Raw genomic sequence first — 25,614 nt, 5'->3', positions numbered from 1 at the left:
TTAATCCTTATACGCAAGATAGCCGAGCACGCTTTGCCCTGCTTTAACCGTGTCGTTCAGTACCACTTTGATACGCGTATCTAAACTAACCAGCACGGCAATTTCCCCGTCTTTGAGGAAACCCATACGTTCCGTTGCTTTAAAAGAGCCGTCTTTACGGTAAAACGCAACCGGAGTTCCCCAAGAACCGATAGAACAGACCATATACAGTTGGTCATTTTGTGCCTGACATGTCACGATACTTCGCTCACCTAAAGCAGCCGACAATGCATGCGAAGGCGGCATAAAAAGACCGAATCGATGCGTCGTCGCAACGACGTTCATCGCAAGAGGAGCGCGAATCAATCCCACGTCGAAAAACGATTTTCGAATCACGATGCGCAACATCTCTTGATTGTTCTCAAGCGTCGTTTTCGCAATCGACGTTACTCTTCCGTCAATCGGCGAAATCAAAGCGCGCACATCGTCTTCGTCTGCAAGACGCTCGGGATTGCGATAGGAAAAAAGCGTCCATGCGAAAAGCAGGAAAAACAACCACGTCAGCCACGAAAGCGCATACGAAAGAAGCAACACCATTCCCGTTAAAACGAGACGGTTCCATCCCTCTTTGGCGATCGGTTGCGTCGTCGTATATAAAACGTTACGCATGGCTCGTCGGTTGTTCGTTCAGCGGTTTTTCGTGAACGGATTTAGTGTGTTTGAGTTTTGAAGGCATGCCGTTTTCTTCTTCAAACAAAGCAATGACTTCGCGCAACTGCTCTCCGTCAATCGTCTCAAATTCGTTTAATTTCATCACAATGCGTTCGATACATTCTCGATACTCTTCCAAACGGACTTTAACGACTTCATAACGCTCTTGTAAAGTCTTTTTAATGTGCTCGTCAAGTTTTTCCGCCATCTTATCGCTGTAATCTTTGACCGTTCCGCCGTTTAAAAACGTATTGCGTTGCTTTTCAAGAACCATTAAACCGGCGACATCGCTCATACCGTAAATACTTACCATCGCCTTAATAATATCCGTTGCTCGTTCCAAATCGTTACCGGCACCCGTCGAAATTTCGCCCAAAAAGACCTCTTCTGCCGCGCGACCGCCCAAAAGAACGTCGACTTCCGCCATCAACTCGTGTTTTTGCATCAAAAATTTATTTTCTTCGGGAGTGTTAAGCGTATATCCAAGGGCTGCAAGTCCTCTTGGAATAATCGATACTTTCGAAACGCGTTTTGCACCTTCCGTCGTCTCCGCAAGAAGCGCATGTCCACTTTCATGGTATGCTACGATACGTTTTTCTTCCGGATTGATACGGCGACTTTTTTTCTCAAGCCCCGCAATCGCACGCTCTACCGCTTCGACAAGGTCTTGTTGTTCGACGTACGTTTTATTCTTACGTCCCGCAAGAAGTGCTGCTTCGTTAATAATATTGGCCAAGTCCGCACCCGCAAGACCCGCCGTTAAGCGTGCAATTTCTTCAAGATTAATATCTTTTCCTAATTTAATATCGACGACATGAACCTTTAAAATATCTTTACGACCTTGAAAATCGGGCTTATCGACTAAAACCTGTCGATCGAAACGTCCCGGTCGCAAGAGTGCGGCATCCAAGACTTCGGGTCTATTCGTTGCCGCCAAAACAATCACGGGCGATTTATCCGAACTAAATCCGTCCATTTCCGCTAAAAGCTGATTGAGCGTTTGTTCTCTTTCATCGTTACCGCCCATCATACCGCTAGCAGCCCTGCTCTTACCGATCGCATCGATTTCGTCGATGAATACGATAGCAGGTGCTTCTTTTTTAGCGTTTTCAAACAAATCGCGTACGCGACTCGCACCAACACCCACGAACATTTCGATAAAGCTTGAACCCGAAACCGAGAAAAACGGCACGCTTGCTTCTCCTGCAACCGCTTTGGCAAGCAAGGTTTTACCCGTACCCGGAGGGCCTACTAACAGTACGCCTTTAGGAATTTTAGCTCCTAAGTTCATATAACGATCGGGGTATTTTAAAAAGTCGACGATCTCTTTGACCTCTTCTTTAGCTTCTTCGACACCGGCGACGTCTTCAAATTTGACTTTCGGTTTTTCGGAATTGACGAGCTTTTTACTGCTCCCCATGCCTAAAATCCCTCCGCCCATATTTTTTTGCATACGATTGGCTAGGAACATCCAAATACCGAAAAAGACAAATACGGGTAAAACCCATGAGAAGAGAATCTCGGTAAAGATATTGGATTCGTTATAACCGCCGTAACCGACTTTTTTCTCATCCATTAACGGAATCAACGTACTGTCTTCACCGACTTTTTTAACAACGTATACGGTTTTTTGCGCACCTTCGTTGGAAAAAGCTTTAATCGTCGTTTGTCCGATCGCTACATAGCTGATTTGGCTGTTGCGGATCAACTCTTTAAGTTCGTAATAACTGATGGTACGCGTTGCACTGTTTTGAACGTTGAAATTAGCCGCCATACCGTTATCGCTCGTACCGCCGGTAAAATTTTTAAAAAGTAAAATAACGATTATGGAAAAAATCGCAAACATTAAGAGAGGATTTTGGTTGAAAAAGTTATTTTTTTTATCGTTTTTATTGTCTGGGTTGGGATTCATCTATTTCCTTTGTAAAACGAGCGTAAACCACTCGTCTTTTTGGTACTTTTCGACAAGGTTCATTGTCGTAAATTTATGCTCGACCTTATCGATATATTTATCTAAAATGCCAGAAAGTATCAAAAGACCGTTTTCGTTGACCGCACTTTGTAAGTCGGAAGCCAACATAATTAACACATCGGCGATAATATTGGCAACGACGATATCGTATTCGCGTTCTCTTTTTTGTACCGACCCCGTCCATATCGTTTGAAACGTCGCATGATTGCGTTGGAAATTTTCACTCGCCGAAAGCGTCGCTTGCTCATCGGTATCACACAAATCGACTTTAGCGCCTAATTTAGAAGCCGCTATCGCTAAAATCCCGCTCCCGCATCCAACGTCAAGCAAAGCCGTATTCGGTTGAACATAGCGTTGTAAAAGTAACAAACATCCGTACGTCGTCTCATGGTGTCCCGATCCGAATGCCAACGCCGGATCGATCACGACATTGATTTTGTTCGGATCGTCTTGCACCCAGCTGGGATGAATGTATAAATTTTCGACGTAAAGCGGCTGAACCGAATTGCGATACTGTGCAATCCAATCTTCATTCTCGCAAACCGACAAGGTGCTTTCAAGCGTTATAGAACGATTTAAGGCAAGAGAGAGTTGTTGGGCAAACGTTTCCATACCGAAGCGAATCGTCTCAAGGTCTTCTTCGCTACGCAAAATCATTGTGCCGTCTTTTTCTTCAATGGCCTCATCGCTGAGGCTCATCAGACAATCCATAAAAAGAGAATATTCGCTACTAGCGGTTAAGGACAATTCGTTATAGGTTTGTTTCATTCAGATTAACCTAAAACATCCTCGAGTTTTTCTTTTAAGACTTGGGGCGTAAACGGTTTGACGATATAGTTATTGACTCCGGCTTTAAGCGCGGTAATAACTTCGGCTTTACCGCCTTCGGTCGTGACCATGATGATCGGCATATTTTCATATTTTTTTTCGGCACGCACTTTTCGTACGAGATCAAGTCCGTTCATCTCGGGCATATTCCAATCGGTAATCAAAACGTTTATATCCGGAGTTCTTTCCAAAATTTGCCAGGCTTCTACGCCGTGTTCTGCTTCTAACACGTCATCAAACCCCAATCTCTGTAAAGTGTTTTTTATAATACGGCGCATTGTCGAGCTATCGTCTACTACAAGCAGCTTCAATGTCACTCCTTTAACTTTAAGGTTTAGTCTTCCATTCTAACGAACTTTAGTTTGAACTTAGTTTAAAGCACTCTTTTAAGAGCAACGGGCAAAGGCTTCGCGTAAGTCCAAAGTACCCTCGTAAAACGCTTTTCCGACGATAACGCCGGCGACTTTACGCGAGTGTTTTAGTAAAACTATATCGTCCAAATTTTTAACGCCTCCACTGGCAATCGTATCGATCCCCGAAGCTTCCGCAATGGAAAGCGTAAACTCCGCATTAACGCCGCTTAACATGCCGTCTCTCCCGACATCGGTACAAATAATTGCCTCCACGCCGGCATTCGCAAATTCTTTGGCTAAATCCGTCGCCAACATCGTCGATTTTTCCGCCCAACCTTCCACTGCGACAAAACCGTCGATCGCATCGATGCCTACGACAATACGGTACTTTCGACACATCTCTTTGACGAAAGCGGGATTTTTAAGCGCGACGGAGCCCAAAATAACCCGATCGATTCCAAGATCGACATAACGTCGAATCGTCTCTTCGTCGCGAATTCCTCCGCCCAATTCCAATTTGAGGTTGCATTTCTTACGAATTTTTTGAATTTGCTCCATATTGCGCGGTTCACCCGCAAACGCACCGTTTAAATCGACCAAGTGAACCCATTTTGAGCCCATTTCTTCAAACGTTTTTGCCACTTCCCACGGTTCATTCGAATAGACCGTAGCACTTTGCATTAGTCCTTTTGTCAAGCGTACCGCTTTGCCGTCTTTTAAATCAATCGCCGGTAAAATTTCCATCATAACTCCACAAAATTCTTTAAAATAGCCAAGCCGTTTTCATGCGACTTTTCAGGGTGCGGCTGAAACCCGTAGATATTTTCTTTTTGAACCGCGCTCGCAAACGTATAGCCGTACGTCGTTTTTCCGATTTGATATTTTTCGTCGCACTGCACATGAAAGCTGTGTACGAAGTAGAGGTAAAAGCGAGGTGCCATCCCCTTAAAAAGCGGTGTATCTCGCACCACTTCAAGCTCGTTCCAACCCATATGCGGTACTTTAAGGTGTTGAGAAAAACGCGTCGTGTCAAATTTAACGACCTCCCCTTCAATGAGTCCTAGACCTTGCGTTTTTCCAAATTCCGTGCTGGCTTCAAACAACAGTTGCATCCCCAAACAGATACCTAAAAGAGGCTTTTTCGTTGCGGCAAACGCTTTGACGGCTTCATCCATCTCGCGCTCTTTTAAACACGCCATCGCATCTTTAAAGGCACCTACACCCGGAAGAATAATCTTGTCGTAACCTTCTACATGTGAAGCGTCTTTCACAATTTCGATACGCGTACCGAGTTTCTCAAACGCGTTGGTAACGCTTCGAAGATTGCCCATATTGTAATCGATTAAACCTATCATAATTCTCTCTTTTGATTCACGGATTTCACGTAAAACGCCAAGCCAAACAGTAAAAACGTCACGCCTCCGATAAGATACACCGCATTGACGATATGCGACGCGTCGATAATCGCAAATTTAAACACCAACATCAACGCCTCAATCGCCAACGCGATAATAATCGAGCCTAAAAAACGTACCATCGTTTTATGCATTCCGGAGGTATCGTCTTTTTCGTTACGCCCTAAAACTTCCTCTTCAAAAATGGTTTTTACCAGATCGAAAATTGCCAAAGAGAGCGTAATCAAAATGGTCGATTCGAACATCGCTTTAATGTCCAAAAGTTCGAAGGCAAGTCCGTGCATAAACAAACTTCGCATACCGTTAAAAAGCAGTAAAAGCGCGATTGCCAGTAAAGAGATCGAAAAAAGCGTATAGATCAATTTCGACGTTTTTCCAAATCCCGATTGCAACGACGAGGGGTGAGCAATTTTTAAGATATGCTCTAACGAGACGTCGATACATGCGATAAAACGTAACGCTCCTTGTTCGTCGTAAATCGGATACGACGCCGTGACGGTTAAGTCGTTCGTTAACGTTGAAGGGTAAGGATCGCTTAAAACGCACCGTTTTTCACGTACCGCACGGTAATAATAAGATTTACCGCTACGATTTTGTCCGAGCCCGCCTTTTTTATGCGGATCGTCGGTGATATTGTTAATGACTTGTTCGCCTTTGTAATCCAACAGATACAAGGCTTCAAAATCGTCGACTTCATGCACGATTTTATCTAAGCTCGCGGTAATCACGTCCAGATTGGGTTCTGGCATGCGATTGGGTATATTACGCGTAAAAAGATAGCACAAATAGGCTCTTGCCCGCGTTCTCACTTCTGAGAACTGCTGTATTTCTCGAATGACCATCACATCTACCTTTTTAGTTTTCGTAATTGTAACTAAATTTTCAAACGGTATATTTTAGCATACGGTTCTAAACTAATCGGCTCAAAAAACCGCCCATCCGCATTTTCCAAAACAAAAAGTTGTATATACGTCGATTCGAACATAGCGTTGTCGACGATTAAAAAGGTATTATATGGCTGCATGTAGATCACATTGAGTTCACCGTTGGGATGAAGCGATTGTTGTTGCTTCACAAAGGTACCGCGCTCGTCGTATCCCGTTTGAATGAAGGTACGAACGCCAACTTCGTTACTGCCGATTTTTAACGCTCCTTTTTCTTTATCCAAAGCGATACCGTTTCCGAGTTGAAGCAATTTAGCACCGTCTTGAAAACGACTTGTTTCGTAGAAAAAAGGATGGCGAACCGTTTTGCCGCTCATAAGATCCAAATTGCTAAATTGTGCGACGGTCGGGAAAATACTGAGCATGCGAAACGGTAAATAGAAGTAGATTTCACGCGTTTTTTGAGGTAAGCTCAAAGGCGTTTGCAACGCATCTAAAAAATCGTCGGCATTGTTAAAACCGTAATCCAAACTCATTTGAGCGGTATTGTTGATGATCTTTTTTGGGTGTTCTTTCGTTTCGTTTTCTTCGGCCGTTACAAAGGCTTTTTCGGTGTATTCGACTTCCAAACGGGCAAGTCGCGCCGCACTTTCTTGCGTATTCGTGAGCATGAAACTGACGGGAAAATTCACGTCGCCGCCGTGTTTTCCGCCATCGATCAACGTCTTCGTATCGGCATAGTAGCGTAACGGATAGCCGTAATCCCACCATGTCACGATATAATCTTCTCTACCGACGTTATTTCGCAATGATGAGAGCTGTTCGACTTCGGTTTTATTTAAGACGGTCGGAACTCTATATTCGATAATATGCGCGACGTTAGGATATAAAACGGCTAAGCTTGCCGTTACGACAAAGCTCGATTTGAGAATCCGCCCCAATGTTTCATTGACGAAAAGTCCCGTAATGGAGCTACTAAGTATAAAAAGTAGATAGGCAACGCCCAACGCGCAAACGGGTACGGCATAAATCGTAAAGCGTAGTCCGCCCCAAAGTGCTAAAAAGCCGAGTCCCATGAGCGGTAATCCCAACAACATCGCTTTGTAACGTCGTACCAATAACACATAACCGACTATCGAAGCAACAAACGTGATCGTATGTCCGCTGATTCGCTCCGCAAAAACCGAAAAAGGAATATCGCCGGCTTCTCGAATCGTTTGGTTAACTGAGAAGAAATGAAGTTCGAGTCCTTGCTGGCTTACGTCGATCGCATCTTTAAAAACATAACTTTTTAATTGCGCCCAAATCGGAGAGAACCCTCCCGTTGCAAAAAAAAGAATACTACCGATCGCTAAAATATACCACACGTATGAAGCAAGTTTTTTTTGTTTGAAGAGGGCATAAAGCACGCTTACACCGATCAAACGGGCCAATATCGGCAAACCCATCATCGCAAAAAGCATCATTGCGATTAACTTTATCGGGAAAGACTCTTTACGCTCAAACACCAAAGCATAAACTAAGATCAACCCCAAATATGCAAATTCCAACGAATAGCTTTGCGGATACCACCATCGATACGCAATAATTTCTACTGCCGTTATCAGAAGGTATTTATCTTCTTTTGTGCGTAATGCCAAAATCAACGACCATAAAAGAAGTGTCGGGAAGACGATATTGAGCATATCGGTATCGTAATACCCGATCATCGTTCGATTGTAATAACTGACCGCGATCGACGCCAATAACGATGCAAGGAAACCGACTTCGATCATACCGAGGTTATACGCGATCAACATCATCGGGAAAACGATCAACGATCCCAAAACGGCCGGCATATAAAAAATAAGCGTTTCAAACGAAACCGGTACTATTTTCGCAAGCAGAAACGTTAATTGAGCAGGGGCTTGATCTATGGGAGAGCCGTCAAACTTTTGATGTACCCCCGCAAGCAAATCTCGCGCACCTTCCGCCCAATAATAACCGTCGTTGGTGTTAATCATAAACGTATCGGCATAGTGAAAACTCTCAAAATCGCTAAACTGATACACCCAAATCAAACGAATCGCAATGCTAAACGCAAAAGCAATCAAACAATATAATGCAACGTAACTTTTGTAACGTAAATCCATCAAGCACCTCTTTTGGGTGTGAGTAAAAGATAAAAAATCGTAAAGCAAAGAGCATAAAGAAAGAAAATATAAACATCGTCTCGCACTTTAAATCCTAACCCTATATACGAAAAAAATCCTTGCAAAAGCCCTAAAATAATAACCGTTCTTCGCGTATTGCCGTTTTGCAATTGAAAAATCATATGGTGTATATGGGTTTTATCGGCATGCAGAGGGCTTTGATGGTTAAGGATGCGTCGTAACATCACGATCAATGTATCTAAAATCGGAATAGCCGCTAAAAGCAAAATGGAAATAGCCGTTATATACGCTTTTTGAATCGAATAAAGCGTCAGCATCGCAATAATAAAACCTATCGTTAAACTACCGCTATCACCCATAAAAATTTTAGCCGGATGCCAATTTAGGACTAAAAATCCTATCAAAGCACTGATCAAGCCTACGGACGTATAAAACAAAAAAAGATCTTCATATTTCCATCCGATATAAGAAAATGCCGCTAAGATAACTAACGCTATACACGAGGCTAACCCGTCTAAGCCGTCGATCAGATTAAGAGCGCTCACAAATCCGCTAATCGCAAATGCGCAAAACGCCAATGCTGCCCAGAAAGTAAAAACAATTTCATGCCCAAAAAAGATTCCGAACCGTTGAATATCAAATCCGTTCAGATACAACAATCCTCCGGCACATGCCGTAATAAGTAGCTTAAGCCTTGCGGGTACCGAGCGAATATCGTCCCAAAGTCCTGTTATAAAAACCAAAGTCAAGGGCAATAACGCTATCGCGTTTTCAAGAGGATTGAAAAGAACAAAGGCATAAACAAACGCACTAAAAATAGCAATGCCGCCGCTTCGAGGAACCACGCGATCATGCGAACTACGATCGTTGGGAATATCTAAAATATTGATGCGTTTTTGATAATAAACCAAAAAAACGTTTAAACTTAACGATACGCTAAAAACCGTCAAGCATTTGAACAAGACAAAAGTATCGATCAGTGCCAACGTACGTCCTTACATGTCATGTTTAGGCTATTATTATAGTTTAAAAGAGTTTAAAATCTAAAGTATCCTCATCTAAATGCTCAAGCAGGAAAGATACGCTTGCGCTAGACGATCATACGTAAAATTCTGAAGTACATATGCCCTACCTTTTTCTCCCAATTGTTTTCGCATTTCTTTGGGCATACTGTAAAATATTTTTATTGCATCAACAATGGCATTGGCATCCTCAGCTTGTACACATAAACCGCAACCCGATATTTCTACAATATCGTTTTGAATATTGATTGCTTGCAAAATAGGCTTTCCGCTCAACATATAATCATAAAGTTTATTTGGAGAAATACCAAATTTAAAAAGATCTTTTTTTTGCAGTCCTAAATAACAAACATCAAAAAGCTGCAACATAGATTGAATCTGTATCTTGGGAATTGCTTCCATAAAAACAACGTTTTCTAAATCGGCGGCATAAGACTTTAGATTCTCTTCTTCCTGTCCGCTACCGACAAGAACAAATACAATATCACGGTTGTTTCGCAACATCCTAGCCGCTTGCAATAAAAATAACAACGCATTAGAAGTCCCTAATTTACCAGTGTATCCCACGACAAATTTATCTCTCGGGATAGATGATTTTAGCAGCTCAGGTAAATTTTCACGATGCTCCATCTCATCAAGATCAATCCCGTTAGGAATCCAATGTACATCTCGATGTATGTTTAAGTCATGAAGATGCTTGGAATAATGCGATAAATTGGAAATTAATATATCTGATTTTTGAAGTGAAAATTTTTCTAACCACGCCATAACCCTAATAAAAATATTATGTTTGGAAAAACCGCCTATCTCAATTAATGTAAGAGGCCATATGTCTCGTACTTCAAAAACTAATTGAGCTTTATACTTTTTCGACAAATAATAAGCCGGTACAATTGCAAATAGCTCTGTAGTAGAACAAATAATAACATCCGGCTTTGTGGGTAGAGCCTTGCCTATAAAAAAGAGTTTCCACGTGAAATCTAACCATTTAAAAGCTCTTTTTATATCAAATGATTTTGTATATTTCAAGACTTTAATCCATAAAAAATCAACGCCTTCAACCGTTTCTTGCTTATAAGAAAGACCTTTCATATCGGGATAACGCTTTAAAAAATGGGAAAAAGAGGCACTTACGATTATTGTATGATGCCCTTTTTTCATAAATTCTTTAGCAAAATAATAATGTCGAAACGTCATTCCGTAAGATGGACTTCCTGCATATTCGTTAATGATTAAAATGTTTTTAGGCATATGATACCAAGGCCTGAATAATAAGCGTACTCGCATTGTTATCGCCGTATAGGTTTGCAACTTTCGGCTTAAACATGAAATTTGAAAATGTAGAGATAATTGTTTCTTTATTAGCACCGACTAGCACATTGGCACCGCATGCCACAAGCTCTACCCATTCTGTTTCATCCCGCAAGGTCATGCAAGGCTTATGGAAAAAATACGCCTCTTTTTGAAGCCCTCCGCTATCCGTCATCACGAGGGAACAGTGGTCTATAAGCCATATCATTTCAAGATACCCCACAGGCTCTATCAAGGTAATATTTGGGGAGAGTTGATACTTTTGTGCTTTAAGAGCGTTTCGAGTGCGTGGATGTATGGGCAGGACAATTTGCCTTTGTTTGGCTATCTCATTGAGGGCATCAAAAATACTTTTTAAACGCACCTCATCATCAGTATTTTCGGCACGATGAATCGTACAAAGCACAAAATCATTCTTTACATGTAAGGTTGGTTTTTGAGCATATTGGCGATAAAACAATGCCCCTTCATACATCACGTCACCGCTTTGAACAATCTTACATGTAAAGGTTTCAAAACCTTCATGTTTGAGGTTGTGAACAGCCACCTCGGTCGGACAAAAAAGAAGCGTACTGACTCTATCGGTTACAATGCGATTGATTTCTTCGGGCATTTTCATATTAAATGACCGCAATCCCGCTTCCACGTGCGCGATCTTTACATGTAACTTACTCGCAGCAAGTGCACCCGCAAGCGTAGAATCCGTATCGCCGTAAACCAAAACCCAATCAGGTTTTTCGATGAGCAAAACTTCTTCAATCTTTTCAATCATCTGCCCCGTCATTGCACCGTGCGATTTCCCACCGACACCTAAAAAATAATTGGGTTTGGGTATGTGCATCTGCTCAAAAAAGATATCCGACATCGTGGCATCGTAGTGTTGCCCCGTATGAACGATGACCTCTTGTATGCTAGGATGCGATGCAATGGCACGGCTCAGTGTTCCAGCTTTGATGAACTGGGGGCGTGCACCTAAAATCGTCACTATTTTCATGGGTTTTCTTCTTGGTAAATTTTTCGTAAAATCTCTTCTTGCGCTTCCCAATTATAGCCCATTTTAACCCTTTTTAACGGATGGATGAGCACTTGTTTATCCCATGAAGCTATGGTATCGATGGCTTTTTTTAAACCCTCTACACTCTCTTCTTCAAGCACCATACCAATCTGATGGCGTGCGACCAATGCGCTAATCTCAGGCAAAGGAGACACCATCACGGGTAATTCTGCCATAATGTATTCAAAAAGTTTATTGGGACAACAATAGGCGTGATTCAGACACGTATTTTCATACAACAACAATCCAAAATCTGCCGAAGAAGTATAGTCTAAGAGCACTTTTGGTTCAACGGCATGATGAAAAAAGATATTTTTATACCTTTTTGATGCCTCAATAATGCTCGCCTCCAATACCCCAGAACCCATAAAAACCACCACGTAAGGGGTGTTTTGCAAACCTTGAAAGGCCTCTAAAATCATCTCAACACCTCGCCCCCTGCCAAGCCCTCCTTGGTATAAGAAGATGATTTGCTCTTGGCTTATACCAAACAGCTCTCTAAAAATATTTTTTTTGACAACATCACCATACGGAGGTGTGTTGAGCACGACATAGGGTCTTTGCCTCTTCGGATACATCTTCTTGTACACATCGGCTATCATTTCACCTACCACGATAACAACATCGGCATAGCGAATAAAAACGCTCTCGATAAGCATCGAAAGTTTTTGCCTCAATCCTTTAACATTAGCCTTTTGCGTCTCTAATTCATGCGTGTCGTAAACGACTTTGAGCCCAAAACATTTGGCGACAAAGGCTAAGGGCAAGAACTCCACGGTATGAATGTTAATCATCCTAGGTCTATGCGCCACAATAAACAATAAACCATACACAAGCAAATACACATACAATACGGCTCTTTTTTGAATGCCAAATAATGCTATTCGCTTAATATGAATCTGGGCATCAAGGCACTCCTCTTTAGCTAAACCCTTTTTCCAAAGCCCCATCAACAAAACAGACTCAAAATCCAAATGATGCGCTATAAATGTGGCTTCTTTAAAAATGCGACTCTCATTCGTCATCGTGCTAGGATAGAGATGAAGATTGATATTTTTCACGCTAATTGCCTTTAGCATACTCTTTGATTTTAAGCATCAAAGGTTTTAATGTCTCAAAAAGCCTCTCGTAAGAATTAAAATCAGACGGTACTTTTGGACGTTGCTTCATAATATGCTCAAACTCTTTCTCGGTAAAATCAAACTTTTTCAAAAAAAACGCCTTGTCTTCTTCCAAAAGCCTTTCGCTAGGATAAGGGTTGAGTGTTAGCTCTTGCAAGGCCTCTTCTCTACTCATTTGACCCGACATAATCAACGTCGAAAAATGCGCTTTTCGTTTATCGTAACCATACTTCATCGGCAATAAATAGCCTTGGAAAAATCGTGTAAAGATAGACTCATAATGCTTTCCGCCGTACCTTTTCCAGCCGTATTTTTCCTCAAGCAAACGAATTGTAGCCTCTTTATCGTAATCCATATAATTTAGAATCGGAAGGTATTTAATTCTCTTTACCAGCACTTTGTAGGCAAAACTCCAAATACTCATCACGGGATAATTACTCAATTTTTGGGTTCCAAACTTTTTATGAATATCCTTTAAGAGCCTATCGTCGATGCTTCTACCGCCTTGAACGGGTAAGATGCCTTCCGTGACCAAATTACTTCCGTTTAAGATATAGCGCACGCCGTGTTTATCCGCCGTTTGAAGCAGCAATGCGGTGATGGCATGGTCTGTCGGTATTTCTAAATTTTCGATAGAGGATTTGATAAATGCCTTTTGCAAATCCTTAAACGCCACCCAGTCAATAACATGCGTGTACAAATCAATATGAAGCTTGTCTAAAAGTAACTGAATATTTTTTACCGCCAATTCACTATTCCAACCGTTGTCTAAATGTACGGCTAAGGCACGCAAACCAAATTCATGCACCAAATGAGCGATATAACTGCTATCGACACCTCCGCTAACACCAATGATGCAATCATACTTTTTATTTTTGCCCTCTTCTTTCATCGTGCGAATTAACGCATACAGTCTTTCGCTTCTCTCAGGTTCTTTGTATAATTCCGTCGCAACCCTGTGTTCGTATGTTTTGCAATAGTTACAAACGCCATCCTCATCAAAATCAATCGCTTTGATCGTGGAGTCCATCACGCATCTGGTACACACCCTTATTGCATCGTACGTCATAAATGTGTCCCTCCGTCCAATAACGTTTGAATCTGCTCATAGGGAGGATAACTAATCAAAACGCCTTTAAGCGGCCCTTGATACACAAAAAGACTGCCGCAGGCAACGGCATCTACGTTTGCTTGTTCAAACACCTCTTTGATATGTTCCATTTTCCCCGCACCCCCAAGCGCGATAAGAGGAACATTTAAAACGGCTTTTAGTGCTTTTAGCAGTTCAATATCATATCCATTCATCATCCCGTCGTTATCAATTGAATTGATAACGATTTCACCCGCTCCTAGACGTTCAACGATGGTCACAAATTCTATGGGATTGAGCTTTGTGTTGGTTTTTCCATTATGGATAAAAACCTTTGTCTTTCCCCAAAAATCTTTCTTAACGTCTATGGTGACCATCACGGACTGACTGCCAAAGATACCGGCCGCTTCGCCGATCAGCGGTGGGTTTAAAATAGCTTGTGAACTGAGTGAAATTTTTTCCACTCCTAGGGCATAAATCTTTTTCATCTGCTCTATATTCTTCACACCACCGCCGTAGCACAGAGGCATAAAACATTCACCGGCAATGTCTTCTATCATTTTATAATTTGGCTCTTTGTGCAAAATGGTTGCATCAATATCCAAAAACATCAGCTCATCGACTTCTTTTTCGTTAAAAATCTTAATCGCATTAATGGGATCGCCAATGTACGTCGGTTTTTTGAATTTTTCCGTTTTATACAATCCCCCTTTATGCAATAAAAGACACGGAATCACTCTTTTTTGAAGCATTACAGTTCTCCGAAGTTTTTAAGAAGTTGCATACCGAATTTATGGCTCTTTTCAGGATGGAATTGCACACCGTAAATATTGCCTTTAGAAACACTGCATGTAAAATCATCCCCATAACACGTTGTTGCCGCGATGTTTGCTTCATCGTTGCAGACAACGTGATAGGAGTGCACAAAATAGAACCGACTCTCTTGCAAATGCTTAAAGAGCACCTTTCCCTCTTCTCTTGGTATGACCTTGTTCCAACCCATATGAGGAATCGCCAAACTTTTATCGTCCAAATCAAATCGTATCGTTTGCGCATCTATCCAGCCCAACCCTTGCTCTTTACCCTCTTCGCTTCTTTGCGTCAAAAGTTGCATCCCAAGACAAATGCCAAGCACGGGCTTTTTTACCTCTAAAACTTCTTTTTCCAAGACATCAAAAAAAGAAGCGTTTTTTAGGCGCATAATCGCATAATCAAAAGAGCCTACACCGGGTAAAAGGTACTTATCGGCATTTTGGATTTCATGAATATCTGATGTAATCACCGCATCAATTCCGATTTTTTTAAACATATTGTGAATAGATTTTAAATTGCCTATTCCGTAATCAAGTATGGCTATCATGAATGCCCTTACGAATATCGCGACAAATTTTTGCCGAGTAATTTTGTTAAAAAAGATTGAATTTTTTTCATTTGCGTATAGTTTCGTTCCCTATTGGCAAAATCCTTATAGCTATGAGTTGGCATATGAAAAATTTGTTCTAACTCATCCGTACTTATACCCAATTTTTTAGCGACATATGCTTTATCTTCGTTGAGTTCTTGCTCGTTATACAACGGTTTGCTAAGCTCCTCTAACGCTTCTTCTCTTGTCATTTGAGAAGAGAGAATCAAACTGGATAAATGAGGCTTTCTTTTATCGTATCCCCATTTTGCAGGCAACCAATAATTTTGAAAAAACTTTGTAAAAATGGATTCTCCGTGCTTTCTTGCATACTCTTTATAGCCTATTTTTTCCTTTAGTTCTTGCAATGCTTCACGCTTGATATAAGGCATAAAATTCAAAGGTCGAACGGTTCTCATCTTCTTGATAAAAGGGTAGTAAAAATAGAGTTCATAAAATCCTATTGTTTTATAGTTTTTGAGCTTTTGGGTACCGAATTTTTGATGAATTGCTCTCAAATTTTCTGCATCCATCGCATCCCAGTGCCATGATTTCGGTAGGACGCTCTCGGTAGCGATATTCCCTCCACTGATAATATACCTAACACCATGCTTGGTGGCAAAATGGTACAAAGAGGCAAAAAAAGCATGGTCTTGCGGAACGTCTTGATTGGCAATTCCCGATTTTAGATACGCCAGTTGCAAATCTTTCATCTCTTCCCAATCAATCACGATAGTGTGTAAATCCCAACCGCAATAGCGAACAATTTTTTCAATATTGGCAACAGCCAGCTCGCTATTCCACCCACCATCAACATGAACCACCAGCGGGCGCATACCTGCTTCGTGTAATTTTAACGCCAGATAAGAGCTATCAACTCCACCGCTAAGCCCCAAAATACAATCATAAGGCTTGTGAGCATTTTCACGCTTAATGCCTTCATAAATAGCATTTAACGTTTTCGCACCCTCCTCATTCGGAAACCACCGTTTTGAGCTAATGGCGTCAAATTCTCTACAGTGATTACAAACACCGTTTGCATCAAACACGATCTTTGGGTCTGTCGTATCCATGACACAACGGGTACAGATTTGATCAGAATTTTTATAGAGCTCCTCATAACTCACTTTTAACCAACTTAATATGCTTTCTATTTGAAATTTTATACTACTTACTTGTACATCTAATATATTGCTTTTACTGCATGTATTCGTCCATTCTAAAATTTTTTCTGTTTTAGCTTCACTCTTAATTCCTAAACCTTTTGCGACTAAATCTTCAAAATATTTTTCATACACACCACCGGCTCTAAGTGTTGGACACATAAAAAAAGTTTTAATGTTAAAAAAACTAGCTTCGTAAGCGAGCATACTACACATAGTGATATGACCATCTACCAAAGCAAGGATTTCATATAACGGTAAATGACTTGAAAAAGAATATTCAACATTTTTATATTTTTGACATAACAACTGAACAAAATTGACATGATGCCGATATTTTTGATCTCTTACTTGCACAGGATGCAATCTTAACAGCCACAAAATTTTATTTTGAGTTTGCTCTATAGCTTTTAACAAATTCTGATGGATAATCCCGTTGTCCAATATGCCATTAAAATAATTCGTATCTCCATCATACCCCCATTGTAATGAAACGAGTATAGTTTTTTGGTATCGTTGCACTTTTGTTACAAACTCAAAAGTTTCGGGTATTGAAGATAATGAATATTTTTTATTTAACCAAAAAGGATCTAAGCGTAAAAGTTTCGTTCTTTTAGACAATTTTTTTTCATACGTATTATATGATATATCATCGAACACCATAATTCCTTTTGGTAAAAAGAACTCTTCTTTATTGAACCATGGATGCTGTATATTAGGGAATCCTAAGGAGTGTAGCACTTCAACACTAAAAATATTGAGCTCATCCGCAGCTTTACATAGATACTCATTTAAGCCTATACCTATAATCCACTTACAATGAGAATGCTCTAATATATTTTTATATACGTCGATACTAAATTTATTTTTTGTTCTTAAAAAAATATCTAACAGTCTTGCAATAAAATAGCTTCGATTAACAGAATAGCTTTTGAGATAAATTTTACTTTGAGATAAAGACGAAAAAGGCAATAAAATTTTTTGTACGGAAATATTATGTTGTTGCATTGTTTCAAATAAATAATCTATCGTTTTTGAATAAAATTTTGAATTAATGACATCGCCTAAATCATTTTCACTACAACAAAAAAGAATATCACAAGGCTCAATCTGTTGATAAGTATCCCGCTTTTGTAAACTTGCACAAATATGGATAATTCGTTTAATCTTATGTTTTATCATTTTACATTACCTACAAACCAAGGCATTTTGTAATTTTTAATAGCATATATCCACGTTAATAAAAACGTCGTCAATAAACTTATGCTATAAGCTATTGCGGCACCTTCAATCCCCATTATTTGGACCAAAAGATATGTACTTACAATACATGTCACCCCGGATACAAAAGTAATTATTGCCAAACCTATTGTTTTCCTAACATAAAAAATATATCCGACAACAGCAAGATACATACCGTTAAAAGCCTCTCCTAGCGCTATCCAAAAAATTATATTGGCAGAAGCAAAAAAATTCTTTCCTAAGATATACTTTACTAAGAGTGGTGCAAAAAACCCTATTATAAAAGCTAAAACAAGAAGTCCTATAAAATATATATATGTCAGCAAAACAATTTTCTTTTTTAATGTGTCATTGCTTTCATTTAAACATTTATAAAAAATAGGCGTGTACCCATTGCTTATAGAACTTGTCACTAGACTCATCATCTTTCCAATCTGTAACCCTGCCGTATAAATGCCCACATCATAAACACCCAAAGAATTATTGATAATTAATCTATCGGCGACGACAACCAGTGTTCCTCCCAAACTGTGAGGAATAAGAGGCAACCCAAAAGATAAAGCAATTTTTAAATACTCTTTGTTCACACGAATAACAATCCAATCTTTATATAAAATTTTACATGATACTAAGCCTATAGTTATCATCGTAAGTATTTGAGCTAAAGCTCTTCCTTGCCAGTCCATCTCACAATACACAATAAAAAAGATACTAAGTAACACTGTACCGCTAGATTGAAAGATTTGCATAAAGCTATATTCTTTTGCTTTCGCTTGAATTTGATATAAAGCTAAAACTATTAAACTAAGAAATTGAAAAAAAGATATGCCAACAATTGCATATAAATAATAATCTGATAGGGAAGACCACTTGCTAATATATTCTATAAAAAGTAAAAATAGCAGCATAACACATAAAGTACTGATGAAGAGAAGAAGAATACAATTAAAAACAAACTCTTTAAAATTAATATTTTCATTGAAATACTCTCTTGCTATAGAACCTTGTACACTTAAGCCCGTGAAAACTCCAACAATGGATAATAGAAGAGTAAACATTGATACGTAGCCATACTCACTTGGATTGAGATGTCTTGTGAGAATGGGCAATAATAAAAAAGGAACACCGGCACTAATAAGAGAACCGCACAAATAAATACTTGTATTCTTCAAAAAAGGTGAATAAAGATTTCTTTTTAACATTAAATACCTAATTTTCTTTCAAATAATAACATGTTGCTTTCCAAGTATCCGACAACTCCGCTATTATCACTCCTAACAAATTTTTGAACATATACGATTAATGGCAATAGGGATTGCTTGCGCTATGGTTGTACCCGTCATAAGGGTCAAAACATTACGGCTAAACTCGCTTTTAGGTTTAAAGCTAGAGAGCATCGGCTTGTTTTTTCAATTTTTCAAGTTCGGCTTGTAATTCGTCGTACTCTTGCTTTTTGATTTGAACGAATTTTTCCGTCAAATACAGCTTATGCTTAATCCCCTCTTTTGTTAAAAGATAGCTATATCCTTTTTTATTATCGCTATTTGCGAAGCGTTGCACTTTGACAAAGCCTTTTTCAATCAAAGCTTTAAGGATGTAATTGACCTTGCCGACACTATAACCTATCTCATCTGCTAAGGTACTTTGCGATGAATGATTCTCGGCGCTTCTCAAAACAGCTAGCGCTTCAGAATCAGGGAAATTGGGAGTTGCCATAGATTTCCTTATGCATTCAATGAATGAATATTATAACCGTATGGCTTGTTACTTCCTTAAAACCAACACTCGTTCTAATGATCTATTATTGCTTCTCGTAAAGTGTGAGCAATGTATGCGATCTCTTCACTTGTGATATAAGGATTCATCGGTAAGCTGATGATCTCTTGTGCAATACGTTCGGCAATAGGAAAATCACCTTGTTGATATGCCAAATAACGAAAACATTCTTGCAAGTGAAGAGGTACAGGGTAATGTACAGCTGTCGGAATTTCAGCACGCTTTAATTGTTCTTGAACGACATCTCGATTGTGTACCCTAATCGAATATTGTGCCCAGGCACTCGTCGTATTTTGTGAGAGAAAAGGCAAGGTTACATTAGGGATTTCTTGTAAAGCTTGCGTATATTGTTTCGCAACGTTTTGCCTTAAGTCCAAATCTTTTTCATAATATTTTAATTTGACGTTCAAAATAGCAGCTTGTATCGTATCAAGTCTTCCGCCAAGACCAATATACGCGTGATAATACCGTTTTGTCTGTCCATGCACTCTTAATGATTTTAGTTTTGAAGCGAGGTGCTCATCATTGGTAAATACGGCACCACCGTCGCCATAGCATCCTAACGGCTTTGCCGGGAAAAAACTCGTACAGGATATATCTCCTAATGCGCTATCGCTTCTACCTTTACATGTACTTCCAAAGCTCTGAGCACCGTCGATGATCACTTTTAAACGATAAGCATCGGCAAGATTTTGAATCGCATCCATATCAGCAGGTTGCCCATAAAGAGATACAGGCATAATCGCTTTTGTTTTAGACGTAATTTTTTCTTCTATTTTAAGAGGATCAAGCGTATAAGTTTTTTCATCAATATCTGAAAATACAGGTTTAACTCCCAATAATGCCATGGTTTCACTTGTGGCAATAAATGTAAACGGCGTTGTGATAATTTCATCCCCAGGAGTGATATCCAATGCCATCATCGCGAGTAATAAAGCATCCGTACCACTGCTACATGTAATAGCATAGGTTACTTTCGTAAAATGTTCTAAGTGCTTTTCAAACTCTTGTACCTCTTCTCCCATAATGAAATTACAGTTTCGAACAACCTTTAAAATGGCTTGTTCAATTTCATCTTGGTACAATGCGTGTTGGTACTTTAAATTAGCAAAATCTATTTTCATTTTAGCACGACTTTTAGTGCATCGTTTACAAGGTGATAATACGCATAGTCATCTTCCGATTGTTCATTGGTAAAAATTAGCGTACTACCGGATATGCCAACCCAACCTATTTGTTTTGCCGGAACCCCGACCATGAGGGCATGAGGCTGAACATCTTTGCTGACTACGGCTCCACTTCCTATCAATGCATAATGTCCGATTGTGACTCCGCAGATAACAGTTGCATTCGCTCCAATAGAAGCTCCTTTTTTTACCAGCGTTTTTTTAAATTCATTTTTACGAGAGATAAAAGCCCGTGGATTAATCACATTGGTAAAAACGACGGAAGGACCTAGAAAAACATCATCTTCAATTTCAACACCTTCATAAATCGAAACATTATTTTGGACTTTCACGCTATGTCCTATTTTGACATGGGGACCAACCACACAATTTTGACCAAAAGAGCAATTTGTTCCGATGCAAGAACCACTTAAAATATGAGAGAAGTGCCAAATTTTTGTTCCTTCTCCGATACATACACCCTCATCAACATAACTTGATTCATGTACAAAAAAAGTATTCATGCGTGCAAAACTTTAGAAGCAAAAGGATGATATTCGCCTTTTAAACCTATAGGGTTTAATTTTCGAATTGTAGAAACGATATTAATAGAACTACGAGCATCGTCCAGACCAAAACCGTCATTTTCAAAAATATGTTTATAACTTAAGGTATGTAATTCCGTAAACCCTTCACTAAATTCAAATTCTTCCCCGTCTACTGTCATACTTCGGAAAGTGCGTTTACCTTGTTTTTGGATTTCTTCAGGGATATACTCATAATTAACGGATAAAAACCATCTTACATTTGCATGTTTGAACTTTATAAAGCCGGCATTGGTGTCTGCATTTTTGATATGGACACTGTTTTCTTCTATCGTCCCGAAAATCCATGCGAGCATATCAAAAAAATGTACGCCGATATTGGTTGCGATGCCCCCACTTTTAGACTCATCCCCTTTCCAACTGGTAAAATACCACTTTCCGCGACTGGTCAAGTACGTTAAATCAATATCATAAATTTTATGAGGATTTAAACGTAATTCACTTTCAACTCTATTTTTGAGTGTAATAATAGAATCATGAAGCCTTAATTGCAAAATTGTATAAACTCGTTTACCGCTCTCTTGCTCGATAATTTTTAGCTGATCAATATTGTGAGGATTTAAAACTAAAGGCTTTTCACAAATTGCATGTGCCTCATTCCTGAGTGCAAAACGAATATGCGCATCGTGTAAATAATTTGGCGTTGCAATAGAAACATATTCTATTTTTTTCCCTTGTTCTCTTCGCCATTTATCCACAAAGCGATCAAAACGTTCAAATTCCGTAAAAAAGCTTGCTTCTGGAAAATAACTGTCAATAATCCCTACACTGTCATTTTTATCTAAAGCACAAATCAGATCATTCCCTGTATCTTTAATCGCTTTCATATGTCGTGGAGCGATATAACCAGAAGCTCCAATCAGAGCAAAATTTTTCATTATAGTTTTTTCCACCAAGCCGTGATATTATAATAAGCGTATTAAATATGTCTATTGTCTTTCAAAAACCATCCGTAAACCGTTTGGATTCCTTCTTCAAGCCGTACCTTATGTTTCCAACCCAAAGCATTCAGCTTTGAAGGGTCGGTACGCTTGAGCATCGTTCCGTCAGGTTTATCCGTATTGTAAACGAGTGTTCCTTCATAGCCGACAATCGTTCGTACCAATTCCGCTAGTTCTCGAATACTAATATCCTCTCCCGTTCCGATATTAATGTGCGTATTACGAATCTCTTTTTTACCGCCGATCAGATCTTTAAAATCAACGTTTTCCATAAGAAATACGCACGCGTCTGCCATATCTTCGGAGTAGAGAAACTCTCTTCGCGGTTTTCCGCTTCCCCAAATTTCGACTTCCTTCTCTTGATTCACTTTGGCTTCGTGAATTTTTCGAATGAGTGCCGGAAGCACATGCGACGTTTCAAGATCGAAATTATCATTTGGACCGTAAAGATTCGTAGGCATCACGGAAATGAAGTTGGTACCGTATTGAAGATTGTAACTCTCGCACATTTTAATACCGGCAATTTTAGCTATCGCGTAAGGTTCATTGGTGTATTCAAGTTCACTTGTGAGTAAAGATTCTTCATTCATAGGTTGTGGTGCGTTTTTAGGATAAATACATGTAGATCCTAAAAAAAGCAATTTTTTAACGCCATGAACATAGCTTTGGTAAATCACGTTATTTTGCACGGCTAAATTTTCATAGATGAAATCGGCACGGTAGGTATTGTTGGCTACGATACCTCCGACTTTAGCGGCCGCTAGAAAAACGTATTCGGGCTTTTCCTTTTCAAAAAATTCTTGCACGTCTTTTTGACATGTAAGATCAAGTTCTCCGTGTGTTTTACCGATAATATTGGTATAACCTTGGGCTATAAGGCTTTTGACAATGGCACTTCCAACAAGACCTCGATGACCCGCGACATAAATTTTGGAGGTTTTTTGCATGTTTCTACTCAAAATAACTCATAATTTTATAGCCGCCCTCTTTAAGATAGACGTCTTTTGTCATCAATTTTAGATCCGATGCCATCATGTCTTTGACCAAATCTTCAAGCTTAAATTCACGTTTCCAACCGAGTTTTTGTTCCGCTTTACTGGGGTCTCCTAAGAGTAAATCCACTTCGGTCGGTCTAAAATAGCGAGGATCAACTGCGACAACCTCTTTTCCGATTTCGACTTGGTAAAGTGGATTGGAGCATGCTTTGACGACACCGACTTCCTTCACGCCAACACCCTTAAATTCAAGCTCGATACCGCAATAGCCAAACGCCATACGCACAAAGTCGCGTACCATTGTGGTTTGTCCCGTTGCGATAACCCAATCTTCTGGCGCGTCTGCTTGTAGGATCATCCACATCATACGCACGTAATCTTTGGCATGACCCCAGTCACGTTTGGCATCTAAGTTACCAAGGTAGAGTTTATCTTGAAGACCTAAAGCGATTTTGCTTGCCGCTCGCGTGATTTTACGCGTTACAAACGTCTCTCCGCGTACGGGCGATTCATGGTTAAATAAAATACCATTGCAGGCAAACATGCCGTATGCTTCTCGGTAGTTCACCGTAATCCAATACGCATACATTTTAGCCACGGCATAAGGACTTCTTGGATAAAACGGTGTGGTCTCGCTCTGTGGGGTTTCTTGCACTTTACCGTAAAGTTCAGACGTACTCGCTTGATAGATTTTTGTCTTTTTCTCTAAGCCTAAAAGGCGCACCGCCTCTAAGATACGAAGTGTGCCTGTGCCATCGGCATTCGCAACGTATTCGGGTGTTTCAAATGAAACAGCCACATGGCTCATCGCCGCAAGATTATAGATCTCATCAGGTTGTGTCTCTTGGATGATACGCGTTAAATTCATACTATCGGTCATGTCGCCGTGATGAAGGATAAGATTTCTATTTTCTACATGTGGATCTTGGTAAAGATGGTCGATTCTATCGGTATTAAAAAGTGAACTGCGTCGTTTAAGACCGTGAACGATGTAGCCTTTTTTAAGCAAAAATTCTGCTAAATAACTGCCATCTTGTCCCGTAATACCTGTAATCAGTGCCACTTTTTGATTCATACATTTTCCCTTTTATAATCATCTTCAACTCTTACGATATCGTCTTCGCCCGTATAACTGCCCACTTGTGCTTCAATCAGAATCAGTGGGATTTTACCTTGATTTTCAAGGCGGTGAATTTCACCTGCTTTAATATAGGTCGATTCATTTTCCCTCACAAGAAACGTCTTCGCTTCGACTTGAACCGTGGCTGTTCCACTCACAACGATCCAATGTTCATTGCGGTGGAAATGCTTTTGAAGGCTCAAACGTTTCCCGGGCTTAACCATAATTTTTTTAATTTTATAGCCTAATTTATCTTCCAATACCGTAAAAGTTCCCCAAGGCCGATGCGTTGTTTTATGCGTTGTGGTAAGTTCAACATGCTCTTTTTTCAGTTGTCCTACGATCTCTTTAACTTTTTGAGAACACCCTTTTTGGCTAATCAAAAGGGCATCTTCCGTATCAATCACAATCAAATCATGCACATCAATTAAGCTTACATGTTTAGGGGACATAATAAAATTATTGTTTCCATCATTGTCAAGTTCTTGGCAAAGCGCATCAAAACTTCCCACGTCACTCCAACCCATATCGCTGGGAACGACTTTCACTTTTTTGCTTTTTTCCATTACGGCATAGTCGATACTATCTTCGGGAATAGTAAACATATCATCATGACCGATACGTAAAACAACTTCTTGACGCGCATGCGCATAAGCGGTTTGACATGTCAGGAAAATTTGCGGCGCATACGTTTCAAGCTCATGTAAAAACACACCTGCCTTGAAACAGAACATCCCGCTGTTCCAGTAGTAATTTCCGGCTTGTACGTAAGCTTCCGCCGTTTGATGATCAGGCTTTTCATGAAAAGCTTTCACCTCTTCACCCTCGGCTTCGATATAACCGAATCCCGTTTCGGCAAACGTCGGCTTGATACCAAACGTCACCAAAAAGCCCTCTTTGGCTAAGCGTTCCGCTTCGTTAACCGCTCTTTCATATGCTTTTTGATCTTTAATCAAATGATCGCTTGGGGTAACTAAAACGATCTCTTCTTGGTTTACCGCCATACATGCAAGGGCAATAGCAGGAGCTGTATTGCGAGCAATCGGCTCGAGCAAATAACGATTGTTCGACTTTTTAAGCTCTTCCAATTGATCGAGTGCTAAGAAATATTGCTCGGTATTGGAGACGATAAAGTGTTCGCTACACACCGTACTGTTGCGTTCAACCGTCAACTGGAACAACGATTTTTGATCAAAAAGTTTGACAAACTGTTTGGGCATCAACGTACGGCTAAGCGGCCATAGTCGTGTACCGCTCCCGCCGCATAAAATGACATTAATCACGAAAAATCCTTTGCTTCTCATTATATAT

Annotated in this window: 24 protein-coding genes; all 24 read right to left on the bottom strand. The window is 40.0% G+C overall.

Translation table 11 applies throughout. The features are described 5' to 3' along the window. The 24 genes from UCH003_RS03260 to UCH003_RS03145 all read right to left on the bottom strand — a co-directional run bounded on the left by UCH003_RS03260 (position 1) and on the right by UCH003_RS03145 (position 25,586). Positions 1 to 648, bottom strand: a complete 648-nt coding sequence (locus tag UCH003_RS03260; protein ID WP_060825413.1) for a phosphatidylserine decarboxylase — start codon at positions 646 to 648, stop codon at positions 1 to 3. Continuing rightward, positions 641 to 2,602 carry an ATP-dependent zinc metalloprotease FtsH gene (gene ftsH / locus UCH003_RS03255; RefSeq protein ID WP_060825412.1) on the bottom strand — a complete coding sequence of 654 codons (1,962 nt, stop codon included), beginning with the start codon at positions 2,600 to 2,602 and terminating at the stop codon, positions 641 to 643. The genes UCH003_RS03260 and ftsH overlap by 8 nt, the downstream gene beginning before the upstream one ends. Then, positions 2,603 to 3,430, bottom strand: coding sequence for a 50S ribosomal protein L11 methyltransferase (locus tag UCH003_RS03250; RefSeq protein ID WP_060825411.1), 828 nt, complete (start codon positions 3,428 to 3,430; stop codon positions 2,603 to 2,605). Between the two features lie 5 nt (positions 3,431 to 3,435). Next, positions 3,436 to 3,801, bottom strand: coding sequence for a chemotaxis response regulator CheY (locus tag UCH003_RS03245; protein WP_060825410.1), 366 nt, complete (start codon positions 3,799 to 3,801; stop codon positions 3,436 to 3,438). 75 nt (positions 3,802 to 3,876) lie between these two features. Next, on the bottom strand, positions 3,877 to 4,587 hold the full coding sequence (gene hisA, locus UCH003_RS03240; RefSeq protein WP_060826921.1) for a 1-(5-phosphoribosyl)-5-[(5-phosphoribosylamino)methylideneamino]imidazole-4-carboxamide isomerase: 711 nt from the start codon (positions 4,585 to 4,587) through the stop codon (positions 3,877 to 3,879). Next, complete coding sequence (hisH, locus tag UCH003_RS03235; RefSeq protein ID WP_060825409.1) at positions 4,587 to 5,198, bottom strand: imidazole glycerol phosphate synthase subunit HisH; 612 nt, start codon at positions 5,196 to 5,198, stop codon at positions 4,587 to 4,589. The genes hisA and hisH (UCH003_RS03235) overlap by 1 nt, the downstream gene beginning before the upstream one ends. Then, positions 5,195 to 6,100: a PDC sensor domain-containing protein gene (locus tag UCH003_RS03230; RefSeq protein ID WP_060825408.1), complete on the bottom strand. Its 906-nt coding sequence runs from the start codon at positions 6,098 to 6,100 to the stop codon at positions 5,195 to 5,197. Before UCH003_RS03230 ends, hisH (UCH003_RS03235) begins: the two co-directional genes overlap by 4 nt. Positions 6,101 to 6,132: 32 nt before the next feature. Continuing rightward, complete coding sequence (locus tag UCH003_RS03225; RefSeq protein WP_173636950.1) at positions 6,133 to 8,274, bottom strand: STT3 domain-containing protein; 2,142 nt, start codon at positions 8,272 to 8,274, stop codon at positions 6,133 to 6,135. Continuing rightward, a complete protein-coding gene (locus UCH003_RS03220) occupies positions 8,274 to 9,281 on the bottom strand; it encodes a glycosyltransferase family 4 protein (protein WP_060825406.1) in 1,008 nt (335 codons plus the stop codon). Before UCH003_RS03220 ends, UCH003_RS03225 begins: the two co-directional genes overlap by 1 nt. Before the next feature lie 72 nt (positions 9,282 to 9,353). Then, positions 9,354 to 10,604 (bottom strand): glycosyltransferase family 4 protein, encoded by a 1,251-nt coding sequence (locus UCH003_RS03215; RefSeq protein ID WP_231964804.1) that lies wholly within the window; start codon positions 10,602 to 10,604, stop codon positions 9,354 to 9,356. Then, on the bottom strand, positions 10,561 to 11,622 hold the full coding sequence (gene wecB, locus UCH003_RS03210) for a non-hydrolyzing UDP-N-acetylglucosamine 2-epimerase (protein WP_060825404.1): 1,062 nt from the start codon (positions 11,620 to 11,622) through the stop codon (positions 10,561 to 10,563). The genes UCH003_RS03215 and wecB overlap by 44 nt, the downstream gene beginning before the upstream one ends. Then, positions 11,619 to 12,743 carry a glycosyltransferase gene (locus UCH003_RS03205; protein WP_158509029.1) on the bottom strand — a complete coding sequence of 375 codons (1,125 nt, stop codon included), beginning with the start codon at positions 12,741 to 12,743 and terminating at the stop codon, positions 11,619 to 11,621. Before UCH003_RS03205 ends, wecB begins: the two co-directional genes overlap by 4 nt. Position 12,744: 1 nt before the next feature. Continuing rightward, on the bottom strand, positions 12,745 to 13,872 hold the full coding sequence (locus UCH003_RS03200) for an N-acetyl sugar amidotransferase (RefSeq protein ID WP_082709138.1): 1,128 nt from the start codon (positions 13,870 to 13,872) through the stop codon (positions 12,745 to 12,747). Continuing rightward, the gene (locus UCH003_RS03195; RefSeq protein ID WP_060825401.1) at positions 13,869 to 14,645 is read right to left on the bottom strand and encodes an AglZ/HisF2 family acetamidino modification protein; all 777 of its coding nucleotides are present in this window, start codon (positions 14,643 to 14,645) and stop codon (positions 13,869 to 13,871) included. The genes UCH003_RS03200 and UCH003_RS03195 overlap by 4 nt, the downstream gene beginning before the upstream one ends. Continuing rightward, complete coding sequence (gene hisH / locus UCH003_RS03190; protein WP_060825400.1) at positions 14,645 to 15,253, bottom strand: imidazole glycerol phosphate synthase subunit HisH; 609 nt, start codon at positions 15,251 to 15,253, stop codon at positions 14,645 to 14,647. The genes UCH003_RS03195 and hisH (UCH003_RS03190) overlap by 1 nt, the downstream gene beginning before the upstream one ends. 8 nt (positions 15,254 to 15,261) lie before the next feature. Continuing rightward, positions 15,262 to 17,640 carry an N-acetyl sugar amidotransferase gene (locus UCH003_RS13785; protein ID WP_231964803.1) on the bottom strand — a complete coding sequence of 793 codons (2,379 nt, stop codon included), beginning with the start codon at positions 17,638 to 17,640 and terminating at the stop codon, positions 15,262 to 15,264. Next, a complete protein-coding gene (locus UCH003_RS03180; protein WP_060825399.1) occupies positions 17,637 to 18,902 on the bottom strand; it encodes an oligosaccharide flippase family protein in 1,266 nt (421 codons plus the stop codon). Before UCH003_RS03180 ends, UCH003_RS13785 begins: the two co-directional genes overlap by 4 nt. Before the next feature lie 184 nt (positions 18,903 to 19,086). Beyond that, the gene (locus tag UCH003_RS03175) at positions 19,087 to 19,416 is read right to left on the bottom strand and encodes a MarR family EPS-associated transcriptional regulator (protein WP_060825398.1); all 330 of its coding nucleotides are present in this window, start codon (positions 19,414 to 19,416) and stop codon (positions 19,087 to 19,089) included. Between the two features lie 74 nt (positions 19,417 to 19,490). Further along, positions 19,491 to 20,600, bottom strand: a complete 1,110-nt coding sequence (locus UCH003_RS03170; protein ID WP_060825397.1) for a DegT/DnrJ/EryC1/StrS family aminotransferase — start codon at positions 20,598 to 20,600, stop codon at positions 19,491 to 19,493. After that, entirely contained in the window at positions 20,597 to 21,166 is a 570-nt protein-coding gene (locus tag UCH003_RS03165; RefSeq protein ID WP_060825396.1) for an acyltransferase, read from the bottom strand. Before UCH003_RS03165 ends, UCH003_RS03170 begins: the two co-directional genes overlap by 4 nt. Continuing rightward, positions 21,163 to 22,125 (bottom strand): Gfo/Idh/MocA family oxidoreductase, encoded by a 963-nt coding sequence (locus tag UCH003_RS03160; RefSeq protein WP_060825395.1) that lies wholly within the window; start codon positions 22,123 to 22,125, stop codon positions 21,163 to 21,165. Before UCH003_RS03160 ends, UCH003_RS03165 begins: the two co-directional genes overlap by 4 nt. 41 nt (positions 22,126 to 22,166) lie before the next feature. Continuing rightward, positions 22,167 to 23,135 carry a GDP-L-fucose synthase family protein gene (locus tag UCH003_RS03155; protein WP_060826919.1) on the bottom strand — a complete coding sequence of 323 codons (969 nt, stop codon included), beginning with the start codon at positions 23,133 to 23,135 and terminating at the stop codon, positions 22,167 to 22,169. Positions 23,136 to 23,139: 4 nt separating this feature from the next. Beyond that, entirely contained in the window at positions 23,140 to 24,258 is a 1,119-nt protein-coding gene (gene gmd / locus UCH003_RS03150) for a GDP-mannose 4,6-dehydratase (RefSeq protein ID WP_060825394.1), read from the bottom strand. Next, a complete protein-coding gene (locus UCH003_RS03145; protein ID WP_060825393.1) occupies positions 24,255 to 25,586 on the bottom strand; it encodes a mannose-1-phosphate guanylyltransferase/mannose-6-phosphate isomerase in 1,332 nt (443 codons plus the stop codon). Before UCH003_RS03145 ends, gmd begins: the two co-directional genes overlap by 4 nt. Positions 25,587 to 25,614 lie beyond the last annotated feature (28 nt).

The organism is Sulfurospirillum cavolei (assembly GCF_001548055.1).
GTDB lineage: Bacteria > Campylobacterota > Campylobacteria > Campylobacterales > Sulfurospirillaceae > Sulfurospirillum.
The sequence above is the reverse complement of the archived record's forward strand: the minus strand, read 5'-3'. Positions and strand labels throughout refer to the sequence as shown.